Annotated in this window: 1 protein-coding gene; it reads left to right on the forward strand. The window is 47.9% G+C overall.

Features of this window, described 5'->3' with window-relative positions; genetic code table 11:
* Window positions 1-520: alpha-galactosidase (locus tag R8O10_RS27445; protein WP_318192263.1), on the forward strand; the 520-nt coding region annotated here is incomplete at both ends.

Below are 520 nucleotides of genomic sequence, written 5' to 3' on the forward strand. Positions count from 1 at the left end.
GACGTGCCGTCGATTTGCTGGTTACTTTGATATACAACAGCGAAATGGGCAGTGGATACTGACCGCTGCAATCGATGGCGAACACACGCAAGTGGCGGATTGGGAACACAATCAACTTGAGTCCATTACGATTTTAACTGGCAACTCGCTATCCGATCTGTATCAAGAGTTCAGCGAGATGATTGCCGTGCATCATCCTATTCGCAACGGTGTCACGCAGGATGCACCGATAGGCTGGTGTTCTTGGTATGCGTACTATGCCGATGTGACCGAGCAAAATGTTTTAGAAAATGTTGATTGCATGCAAGACAAGCTCGAAGACCTAGAATGGGTACTTCTGGATGATGGCTATCAAGCGTTCATGGGGGATTGGCTTACGCCGTCGGATAAATTCTCTGGCGGTGTGAAGGAGCTGATTCAAAACATTCGCGCAAAAGGCAAAAAGCCGGCGATTTGGATGGCTCCTTTCATAGCGCAGCCAGAATCTGAGGTCTTTAAGCAACATCCTGAATGGTTTGTT

This window comes from Vibrio sp. 1727, assembly GCF_033344415.1.
GTDB lineage: Bacteria > Pseudomonadota > Gammaproteobacteria > Enterobacterales > Vibrionaceae > Vibrio > Vibrio alginolyticus.